Origin of the sequence: Roseiarcus sp., from assembly GCF_049514155.1 — a bacterium.
GTDB lineage: Bacteria > Pseudomonadota > Alphaproteobacteria > Rhizobiales > Beijerinckiaceae > Roseiarcus.
Genome location: NZ_JBEKVH010000145.1, coordinates 1 through 9,497, shown reverse-complemented (window position 1 = coordinate 9,497; position 9,497 = coordinate 1). Strand labels below are relative to the sequence as shown.

Here is a 9,497-nt window from a genome sequence, read left to right as displayed (position 1 = left end):
GACGGCACCTTGTGATGCCACTCGACGCGATCCTCGATGAACGAAACGCCCTTGCCCTTGATCGTCCTGGCGATCACACAGCGTGGGCGGCCGTTCATCGGCGCGACGAACGCCTGGTAGAGCGCGGCATGGTCGTGGCCGTCGCATTCGACGGTCTCCCAACCAAACGCGCGCCAGCGATCGGCCAGCGGCTCGAGGCGATTGGTGTCTTCGGTGCGCGCGCCCTGCTGAAGTCGGTTGCGGTCGACGACGGCGACGAGGTTGTCGAGCTGGCGATGGCCGGCGCACATCGCCGCCTCCCAGTTCGAGCCTTCCTGCAGTTCGCCGTCGCCGAGAACGACAAATGTGCGCCATGACGCCTTGGCCAGCTTGGCGGCGACGGCGCATCCGACGCCGATGGGCAGCCCGTGCCCGAGCGGGCCGGTGTTGGCCTCGACGCCGGGAACCTTGCGCCGGTTGGGATGGCCGTTCAACGCCGACAGCGGCTGCATGAACGTCGCCAGGTTCTCGACAGGGAAGAAGCCGCGCAAGGCCAGCGTCGAATAGAGCGCCGCGGAGCAGTGGCCCTTGCTGAGGATGAAACGGTCGCGGCCCGGCGCGGCCGGCTGGCGCGGGTCGAGGCGCAGCACGGCAAAGAACAGCGTCGCCAGGATGTCAGTTGTCGAAAAGTCGCCGCCGATGTGGCCGAGGCGGGCGCGGCCGATCATCTGCACGATGCTGCGGCGGATCTGGGTGGCCGTCTGCTGGAGGCTCGCAGCGCGCTCGACGCCGCTCATCGTCACCGGCAAGGGCGACCGCAGATCGGCGAGTCCCTCGACGGCTGTCAGCTGCGCAGTCAATCAAACCTCCGGGTGAATAAATATTCCATATCGCATTGACTTGCAGTTTATGCCGGCGGTATGGATCGTGTCAATCGAGAATTTGGGCAACCGCCACTCCGCCAAGCGAGAGACATACGAAAGGACGCGCAGACGAGGGGTCGCTCCGGCGCCGGTAGCAACGCTCGGCGGCAATCTTGGAAGAAGGATGGACACTTAGGCCATAGATGAATATTTATTCGCATCAATGCGCGATATTGGCGCACGAGCGAGTCCAGGCTGCAACCATGAGTCGAACCGACGAACTTCGGATGCTGCTGCGCGTCGCCCAGCTCTATTACGAAGACAAACTCAAGCAGGCTGAGATCTCGCAGACCCTGCACGTCTCGCAAGCGACGGTCTCTCGCTTGCTGAAACGGGCGGAGGCGGAGGGCGTGGTGCGCGTCACTATAACCGCGCCGCGCGGCACTTATCCGCAAATCGAGAACGGACTGCGCCAGCGTTACGGCCTGAGCGAGGCGATCGTCGCCGAATGCTTCGAGGACCGCGAAGAGGCGATCCTGTCGGCGATCGGCGCCGCGGCGGCGAATTACCTCGAGGTGACGCTGTCCCAGGGCGACGTCATCGGCATCTCGTCGTGGAGCGCCTCGCTGCTGCGCATGGTTGACGCGATCCATCCGATGAAGCGACCGCACGCCGAACGGGTCGTCCAGATTCTCGGCGGCATCGGCAATCCCTCGGTACAAAGCCACGCCACGCAGTTGACTACGCGATTGGCCATGCTGACCGGCGCGGAGGCGCAACTCCTTCCGGCGCAGGGCGTCGTCAGTTCGTCGGCGGCGCGACTCATCATGCTGGGCGACCCTTACGTCCGCGCCGCGATAGACCAGTTCCGCCGCATGACCATTGCGCTCATCGGCATCGGCGCGCTGCAGCCTTCGCTGATGCTTTCCAACTCGGGCAACGCCTTCACCGACGCAGAATTGCAGGACCTCGCCCGGCGCGGCGCCGTCGGCGATACGTCGCTCAGGTTCTTTGATCGCAACGGCGCGCCGGTGCATGGGCCGCTCGACGATCGAGTGATCGGCGTGACGCTCGAAGAGCTGAAGCAAACCCCGCGCGTCGTCGGCGTCGCCGGAGGCGACCGCAAGGTCGAGGCCATTCGTGGCTGTCTGATCGGCGGCTTCGTCAACGTTCTCGTCACCGACAAGTTCACGGCGGAGAAGCTGCTGTGAACGCGGCCGCCGCCCTGGGCGCGAAGGTGCGGCGGCACCGCGCGGACGAGCTGGATCGATCCAACCAGGTTGGTGGCGATCATGTGATCGATCTGCGCGTCGGAAAGCTCTTCGGCCGCGCCGAACAGGCCGTAGCCGGCGTTGCTTACGATCGCGTCGATGCGTCCGAGCCAGGCAAACGAGCGTTCGACCATCTCTCGGATCGCCGCCACATCGGTTACGTCGAGCTTTCAACGTGAAACGTCTGGGGGTTGCGTTTAATCAGATCGGCGACCTTGCCGGCGTCGCGAACGGTTCCGACTACGCGATCGCCGCGCGCGAGCAGTTGATCGGTGAGTTCACGGCCGAAGCCGCTGCTGACGCCGGTGATAAGCCATGTGCGTTGTGACATCGTAGGTTCTCCGATCAATTTGTATAATCATCAGTGCGCGCCTACAGACCGGCGCTCGATCGCCCAGACAGTGGTGGCCGCCTCAGTCCGCGGTCGCCGACGGGTTGTGGTGTGCGAGCGCCGCATCCAGGTCATCGCGCACGCGCTGCGGCTCGCCCTCCAGCGGCATGTTCGCCATGTCACGCACGCCATCTATCGCGTCTTGCGGATCGGCATGGAGAGGTGCGAAGAGCGCGTCGAAGTCGTCCGGCGCCGAGCCGGCGGCGGCGACGAGTTCGAAGGTCTTGCACAGCGCATGGTCCGAGCTCAGGCAACGGATCAAGATCTCGGCGGAAGTTCGCAGCTAGGCGACAAGCCCCCGGGCCTCGTGGCACCATGCGTTGCCGATCCGCCGTACTCGCGTGATAATTCCGCGTTAGCGATCGCACTCTCCGCAGAATCGGCGATGACGAGGCGGCGCTTGCAGCCGACATCATCGAACTCGCCGGGACCTGCGGGCGCTATGGATACCCGGATCATCGCACCGCCGCGCGCTGCCGACTGGGAGGCGAATATCAAGCGAGCGCAGCGGACTTCGTTCCAGGCGACCGGTCCACGGCTCTCAGGTCGAGCGGACCGGTTACCTCAACGTTCGCTTCGGAGGTGCGGTGACCATCGGCTGAACGGCCAAGCTGGGCGCGAAACGGAAGTGATGGCCGAGAGCGGACTGCCGGCTTCCGGCTCTCGAAATGCCGAAGCGATCATTCGCTGCTGCATAGCGTTGGGGTGACTCTCGATTTAGGGGCGTCGTTCAATCTCGCGAGCTCTCCGCATCTGTGTTATGCGCAAAGACGGCGGGGGGCGCATTAGCGCCGCGAATGAGTGTTGATTTCCGCTGAGAGCTGACCCGGGCTTTCCATCAGGAACTGACCCGCCTCGATGATGGTTGGTTGGTCAGGTGGCGGTCAAGTTCCTTGTCTTCTCCTTGGTCGGTTTGTCGGCCTTTGCCGAGCTGTTCTTGAAGCGGAAGCTGTCGTTTCCGGTCTCCAGGATGTGGCAGTGGTGGGTGAGGCGATCGAGCAGCGCGGTGGTCATCTTGGCGTCGCCGAAGACGGTCGCCCACTCACTGAAGCTGAGGTTGGTTGTGATGGCGACGCTGGTGCGCTCGTAGAGCCTGCTGAGCAAGTGGAAGAGCAAGGCGCCTCCCGAGGCGCTGAACGGCAGGTAGCCCAGTTCGTCTAGGATGACGAGATCGGAGTGGGCGAGCCGCCCGGCGATCTGTCCGGCCTTTCCCTGAACCTTTTCCTGTTCGAGGGCGTTGACGAGTTCAACGGTCGAGAAGAAGCGAACCCGCTTGTGGTGGTGTTCGATGGCCTGGACGCCGAGGGCCGTGGCGATGTGGGTTTTGCCCGTGCCAGGACCTCCGACCAGAACAACGTTGTGAGCATTCTCGAGAAACTCGCAACGATAGAGCTGGCGGACGAGCGCTTCGTTGACCTCGCTGCTGGCGAAGTCGAAGCCGTTGAAGTCGCGGTAGGCCGGGAAGCGAGCGGCCTTGAGCTGGTAGGCGGTTGATCGGACCTCCCGCTCGGCTGTCTCCGCCTTCAGGAGTTGCGACAGAATCGGCATGGCCGCCTCGAAGGCCGGCGAGCCCTGTTCGGTCAGTTCGCTGACGGCTTGCGCCATGCCCTGCATTTTGAGGCTGCGCAGCATGATGACGATGGCGCCGCTGGCCGGATTATGACGCATGGCGCGCCTCCTTGGCCCGGCGCAGAGCGTCATAGCGCTCGACGTCGGCAAGCGGTTCGGCGGTCAGCGCGAGCGCCTGGGGCGCCTGCACGGTTGGCGAGGCGATCGGCTTGCCGTCGATCAGTCGGTGCAGCAGGTTGAGGATATGGGTCTTGGTCGGCACGCCGGCCTGCAAAGCCAACTCGACGGCCGTGAGCACGACCTGCTCGTCGTGCTGGAGAACCAGGGCCAGGATCTCGACCATCTCGCAGTCGCCGCCCGGCGTCTTGAGCAGGTGTTGTTGCAGGGACCTGAAGGCCGCCGGCATCTCGGCGAAGGGCGCGCCGTTGCGCAGGGCGCCGGGTTTGCGCTGGACGACCGCCAGATAGTGCCGCCAGTCATAAACCGTCTCGCTCTGACGATCGTGGGAACGGGCAGAGACCCGGCGATGTTCGCCGATGACCAGTCCCTCGGCGACGATGACGATGCGATCGGGATAGACGCGCAGACTAATCGGGCGATTGGCGAAGGAAGCCGGCACGCTGTAGCGATTGCGCTCCAGGTGGACGAGGCAAGTCGGAGAGACCCGCTTGGCGTATTCGACGAAGCCGTCGAACGGTCGGGGCGTCGGCATCAGGTGCCGAGCCTCTTCGGCCCGGATATCGGCGATCGTGCCGGGTTGAGCGCCGTGCGGCGTCAGGGCCCACAGTTCGCGGCAGCGCCTCTCCAGCCACTCGTTCAACGCCTCCAGAGAGGGCAAGTTCGGCATGGGCTGCCAGAGCCGATGGCGAGCGTCCTGCACGTTATTCTCGATCTGCCCCTTCTCTCAGCCGGAAGCAGGGTTGCAGAACTCGGCCTCGAACAGGAAGTGGCTGACCATGACCGAGAAGCGAATGTTGACCTGGCGCTGCTTGCCGCGGCCGACCTTGTCGACCGCGGTCTTCATATTGTCGAAGATGCCCCGCCGCGGCACGCCGCCCAGAACGCGGAAGGCGTGGTTATGGGCGTCGAACAGCATCTCGTGGGTTTGCAGCAGGTAGGCCCGCAGCGTGAAGGCCCGGCTGTAGGACAGCTTGGCGTGAGCGACTTGCAGTTTGGTCCGCTCGCCGCCGATGATCGCCTAGTCCTCGGACCAGTCGAACTGGAAGGCTTCACCCGGAACAAACGCCAGGGGGACGAAGGCGCCGCGACCGATGGTTTGTTGCTCGCGCTGTAGGGCGGCCTTCCAGTCACGGGCAAAGGCCGCCACCCGATTGTAGGAGCCCTCATAGCCGAGAGCGGCCAAATCGGCGTGCAGTTGTCTGATCGTGCGCTTCTGCTTGCGCGACTTGCCCGTCTCCACGCGCAGCATCGCCGACAGCTTGTCTGCATAGGGATCGAGCTTGCTGGGGCGGTCAGGAGCGTTGAACCGAGGCTCAACGTTGTCCGAGCGCAGATACTTGCGAACGGTGTTCCGCGACAGCCCTGTGCGTCGAGAGATCTCCCGGATCGAGAAATGGTCCCGATGGCGCCAGCGTCGGATGACGCTCAATAACTCCATGTCGATCACTCCGCTGTCCCCCGCACTCATGGCGTGGGATGGGGTTCAAACATGGGTCAGTTCTCGATGGAAAAATCCTCGCCGCCTGGGTCAGTTCTCAGCGGAAATCAACAAGCCGATCTCCAGGGGGTCCTGGAGCATCACCTTGGCCATCTCGCCGGCCTCGATCGAGCGGCTCGGGATTGCCGAGGCCTGTCGCCGGCGGAAATCGCTCAGGTAGCCCGGGAGGGTCGCCGCCTGGCGAGGACGTGCAAGCGGAAGGTCACGGCTGTCGATGTATCCGACGTCACCGCCGCCAGGCGAGGCGCCCATAATCCTGATTTCGAGCGGATCGTCTGCATCCACGAGGCCGGCCATGCGATCGTCTTTTCTAAGCTCGGTTTCGCGGTCGAATTCGTCGACGCCGACAACAGGCAGACGCTTGCATCTCTCCCTGCGGGATCGCCCAGAATCGACGAGATCGAGCGTCACCTGGCGGGAGCCATGGGAGGTCGCGCCGCCGAAATTGCCGTCTTTGGAGAGCCTTCTTACGGTTCCACTACGGATCTCGAACAGGCAACGTCGATGGCCTACCTGGCGATCTCTAAGGCGGGTTTGGGTGGATCGCTGATTTCGCTCCCCGACAACTTGGCGATCAGTCTGCCTGACGTCCGTAAGCGCGTGGAGGATTTGTTGACGAGGGCGATGGATCGCGCGTCTAAGGTCATCGCTGAGAACCGTCCGGCTCTCGATGCGCTGGCGGCTGCGCTGGCCGAGAGTCGGTATCTCGACGCCCTCGAAATCAAGGCTGTCATTGGTAGCGTGAAGACGCCTGCTGTCCGCAAGGTCGGTGCGCCGAAGGAGATGTCCGATGACCAGCGTCAGCTTTCGTGATCGTCGCCGCTTGGCGGCCGTCTACAAGGAGGCCCGCTCGGCTCCCGTGTTCTGCAAGCGACACGGAAAGCCGTGTGTCGTCATCGTCGCCGTCGAGGCATACGACCTGTTTTCGACGCGCCGGGAAGGAAAGGCTGGATCCGCGCCCATTCCTCGTCAGTCAAATCGCTCGGGTAGCGTTTGGTCTTCTTCTCGATCTTGGCCATTCGGCCGCGCGTCGCTGGGGTCCACATCCCAAGCTTGAATCATGGCCAGCGATCTCTTTCAATGCGTTCTCAAACGGACTCTTAACGCTAGACTGATGCCAGAAGGATAATCTCCGGCGTTTCAGCTCGGACGCGATTCGAGCAAAGACGTTTCCGCGAATAGCGAAGCGAGATGGGCGACGCAGAAGCATTGGTTGGCTGCGCAATTCTGTCAACTACTGCGCAATTTCGTCAACGCGGTCCAATTTTGGCGGACGACAGTCTTAGTCGAAACGGCGGCCGCAGGCGCGGCGTAGGCGGCGTAAATGTCCGTCACGCCTGGAGCGAGATGGCCAAGACCAGAGCCGAATTGAATAGGCCCTCTCTGGTCCCGATTGTGTGTAAGCTCGATAACAGTGTTGTTAGCTTCGGGCCCGTGCCCTACAATGGCTGGAGGGAGCGCACTTCGGGAAGGCCTTGCCTGCGCAGAAGTCTCATTCCGATCGGTCCCGCGTAGAACTCGATCGGTCTCTCGAGATCCAGGACCGGAATCATCACATGCGTCATCCTGAAAGCGGTCAGTCTTTCTCGCAAATTCTCTTCTTGACGCCCGGGCGCTCACCGGGGCGACGCGACTGGAGATTGCGCCTCCGCAGGTTCGGGATTATGTCTAAAGGTAAGGTTGCATGACAACCTAACGGCGCTGCCTATGTCTGGCCTCGGCGTCCGCGCTCTGGAGGTTGGGTTTTATGGGCGGCCCTCGCTCTTCGCATTCCGAAGCTATCGCCATATTGGATGAAATGCCCATTGAATGCGGGCCGCTGGCGACTGCGGAAGATGCAGCGCAGCGCTGCGGCAATTGGGTCATGGGACCGTTTTCAGGCCGCGCACGCGAGCATTGGAGCGGAGCATGGAATAGGCGGACCCACTCGGAAGGCCTTCCAATCGCAGCATGGACGTCGCGCCCCTCGATTTCGCGCTCTATCGAGGAACGCCCGCGACAAGTGGAACGCGATGAGCGCTGACCGCATCTCGCCCGCCCGTCGCGCTCAGGAGAGCTGACCTATGGCTTTGAAGCTCGGCAAATTGAACCGGGGACCCCATCTGCCAGCGCTTGTGGCAAGTTCGATCTCGCGAGAAATCGCGCAAGGCCGTCTCAAGCCCGGCGATCAACTGCCCACCGAACAGATTTTGGCGACCACGTTCGGCGTAAGCAGAAATGTCGTACGCGAAGCCATCGCCAAATTGCGCTCCGAAGGTCGCGTTTGGTCCAAGCAGGGACGCGGCGCATTCGTCACCGAAAACACAGATCTCCTGGCGCTGACGATTGACCGCGACACCCTGCGCGAAAGCGGCGCATTCGTAGGTCTTTTTGAGTTAAGGAAAATCCTCGAAGTCGAGGCCGCGGCGTTGGCGGCCCTGCGTCGGTCGCAAGACGACCTCGCCAAGATGCGGAGCGCGGTGAAAAGGATGCCTGCCGGGCCTTACGGCAGTGTTCAGTGGCTGAAGGCAGATCTGGAATTTCATCTTGCGATCACGCAAGCGACGGGCAATCACTACATGACCCAATTTCTGGCGTTTATTTCGGAGCGAGTCCGGGAGAGCATCCTGGCCGCCGGCGGCGGCAGCCAGGGCTCTGACGAAATGGCCAAAGCGACGCTCGCCGAACACAAATCGATTTTGGCTGCGATCGAGGTCGGTGACGTCACAGCGGCCCACGACGCCATGCGCCTGCACCTCGACAACGCCTCTCAACGCCTGGGCCTGCCAATTAACGGACGCGAAAAGTCGACGAAGACAAGCCTTCCTCGAAAGCGACTTGAAGAAACGCCGGCTCTTCCAGGGGACGACAGTTAATTTCTCCGACCATAAATGCTTACTCCTCGCGAGCCGGAAGAAATCGTCGCGGAACTGCGCCAGATGGACGTTCTGACCACGCGACGTCAGTCGGCGACCGGCGCCGTCCGAGCAGCGGATTTGTCAGGCGTCTGGGCATCGGCGAGCGAGTTCAAACGCCCTCCTGGACACAGCGGCGCGATCATCACGGCGCATTGACTCGCGTCAGCCTCATCAGCGAAATTGAGGCGTCAGAGTTTGTATCCTTGCCGCACGAGCAGCTTCCAATAGCCGCCCTGCATTTGCCAGACCATGACAGCCCCGAATCTCAACGCGTTGACCTTGCCTCCGCTCTGACTCTCACCAACGAAAACAAATCGTGAGATCGCGGCTCCGCCAACCACGCGGCTGCGCTGCTCTTCAAAGCCGATGGAAATCCACGCAGTCTTGCCGCTGGTCGCGTCGGCGACGAATTCAGACTTCGTCTGAATCAGGCCGGATGAATGACCGTAGGTCATTTCATCCGCGCACAACGCGTCAAGTTGTGCCTTGTCTGCCATGAGCAACGCTTTGCGATAGCGCTCGAGCGCCTCGACGATCGCGTTTTCGTCCACCATATCCGCCATAATAGCATTCCTCACTTTCGTTATGACGTGCCCCCGTTCCTCGACCAGCCACAACGCGAGTCCGCGATTGAGCCTCGATCTTGGTGGTTGGCGAATTGGGGCTTAAGGCCACGCCGGTTCACAGCCGGATTCTTGGTCGGGTCTTCGGTCGTCGACGCCGGCCAGTGCGACGCCAGATCTCCCGCGACTCCCGCCGGGGGTCTCGGCGGCGGTGAGTCGAGTTCACCAACATGTATATCCGCCGTCCGCCTGCACGATCGAACCGGTCATCAAGCTTGCGGCGTCG

The 9,497-nt window shown here is 62.6% G+C and carries 8 protein-coding genes and 3 pseudogenes; 4 read left to right on the top strand and 7 right to left on the bottom strand.

Translation table 11 applies throughout. The annotated features are described in order from the left end of the window. Positions 1–776: transketolase (locus ABSF49_RS17200; protein ID WP_424113874.1), on the bottom strand; the 776-nt coding region annotated here is incomplete at its 3' end. Positions 777–1,105: 329 nt separating this feature from the next. Here ABSF49_RS17200 and ABSF49_RS17195 point away from each other — a divergent pair. After that, positions 1,106–2,053, top strand: a complete 948-nt coding sequence (locus ABSF49_RS17195) for a sugar-binding transcriptional regulator (protein WP_424113873.1) — start codon at positions 1,106–1,108, stop codon at positions 2,051–2,053. 38 nt (positions 2,054–2,091) lie between these two features. Here the strand turns inward: ABSF49_RS17195 and ABSF49_RS17190 are convergent. Continuing rightward, positions 2,092–2,247: pseudogene (locus ABSF49_RS17190) on the bottom strand (SDR family NAD(P)-dependent oxidoreductase); the annotation flags it as partial. A 41-nt stretch (positions 2,248–2,288) separates the two neighbouring features. Between ABSF49_RS17190 and ABSF49_RS17185 the strand changes: the two are divergent. Continuing rightward, entirely contained in the window at positions 2,289–2,441 is a 153-nt protein-coding gene (locus ABSF49_RS17185; RefSeq protein WP_424113872.1) for a hypothetical protein, read from the top strand. 85 nt (positions 2,442–2,526) lie between these two features. Here ABSF49_RS17185 and ABSF49_RS17180 read toward each other — a convergent pair whose 3' ends face one another. The 3 genes and pseudogenes from ABSF49_RS17180 to istA all read right to left on the bottom strand — a co-directional run bounded on the left by ABSF49_RS17180 (position 2,527) and on the right by istA (position 5,691). Next, a complete protein-coding gene (locus ABSF49_RS17180) occupies positions 2,527–2,766 on the bottom strand; it encodes a hypothetical protein (protein WP_424113871.1) in 240 nt (79 codons plus the stop codon). A gap of 611 nt (positions 2,767–3,377) precedes the next feature. Beyond that, on the bottom strand, positions 3,378–4,172 hold the full coding sequence (istB, locus tag ABSF49_RS17175) for an IS21-like element helper ATPase IstB (protein WP_424113870.1): 795 nt from the start codon (positions 4,170–4,172) through the stop codon (positions 3,378–3,380). Next, positions 4,162–5,691 (bottom strand): annotated as a pseudogene (gene istA, locus ABSF49_RS17170) (IS21 family transposase). Before istA ends, istB begins: the two are co-directional and overlap by 11 nt. A gap of 51 nt (positions 5,692–5,742) precedes the next feature. On the opposite strand from istA, the gene ABSF49_RS17165 reads away from it, so the two are divergent. Further along, on the top strand, positions 5,743–6,564 hold the full coding sequence (locus ABSF49_RS17165) for an FtsH/Yme1/Tma family ATP-dependent metallopeptidase (protein WP_424113869.1): 822 nt from the start codon (positions 5,743–5,745) through the stop codon (positions 6,562–6,564). 101 nt (positions 6,565–6,665) lie between these two features. Here ABSF49_RS17165 and ABSF49_RS17160 read toward each other — a convergent pair. Continuing rightward, positions 6,666–6,797, bottom strand: a pseudogene (locus ABSF49_RS17160) (transposase); the annotation flags it as partial. 1,017 nt (positions 6,798–7,814) lie between these two features. Here ABSF49_RS17160 and ABSF49_RS17155 point away from each other — a divergent pair. After that, complete coding sequence (locus ABSF49_RS17155; protein WP_424113868.1) at positions 7,815–8,606, top strand: FadR/GntR family transcriptional regulator; 792 nt, start codon at positions 7,815–7,817, stop codon at positions 8,604–8,606. A gap of 230 nt (positions 8,607–8,836) precedes the next feature. Here the strand turns inward: ABSF49_RS17155 and ABSF49_RS17150 are convergent, their stop codons facing one another. Beyond that, positions 8,837–9,211 (bottom strand): nuclear transport factor 2 family protein, encoded by a 375-nt coding sequence (locus tag ABSF49_RS17150; protein WP_424113867.1) that lies wholly within the window; start codon positions 9,209–9,211, stop codon positions 8,837–8,839. Positions 9,212–9,497: the final 286 nt, after the last annotated feature.